At 60.6% G+C, this 396-nt stretch carries 2 protein-coding genes; both read right to left on the bottom strand.

Annotated elements, in window-relative coordinates; genetic code table 11:
* A partial coding sequence (locus GR197_RS32960) for an anti-sigma factor family protein (RefSeq protein ID WP_432444219.1) occupies window positions 1-176 on the bottom strand: 176 nt, incomplete at its 3' end.
* Window positions 173-396, bottom strand: a 224-nt coding sequence (locus tag GR197_RS31735) for a sigma factor-like helix-turn-helix DNA-binding protein (RefSeq protein WP_281409543.1), incomplete at its 5' end; no start/stop codon positions are given. The genes GR197_RS31735 and GR197_RS32960, both read right to left, overlap by 4 nt.

The raw sequence follows: 396 nt of genomic DNA, 5'->3' as shown, positions 1-396 counted from the left end.
CGGTCATAGCGCTCATGGAACATATTGTTCAGCGAAAAGTAATCGCTGACGCGCGCCGCCAGCGCGGGATTCAGTTCGATCGCGCGCTCCACCTCTTCTCGGCGCTCGTCAGACAGCGTGCCGTCCACGTACGCATGAATGTCTTCTTCGCTGATGGGAGTCTGTTGATCGCTCATCGCACCACCTTCAGTTTCGCGCCGGGCTGTGCGCCCGCCATCAATGCGCGCAAGCGCTCGCGTCCACGCGAGAGCCGCGACATCACCGTACCGACGGGGATGTCGAGCGCAATTGCAACTTCGGCGTAACTCATTTCCTCTAGCCCGACCAGCAAGACGACTTCGCGCTGATCAGCAGGCAACCGCTGCAACGCGAAATCGAGATCGCGCACTTCGAGCG

It is taken from the genome of Rhizobium phaseoli (assembly GCF_010668805.1).
GTDB lineage: Bacteria > Pseudomonadota > Alphaproteobacteria > Rhizobiales > Rhizobiaceae > Rhizobium > Rhizobium phaseoli_A.
This window is presented reverse-complemented; position numbering and strand designations above follow the sequence as displayed.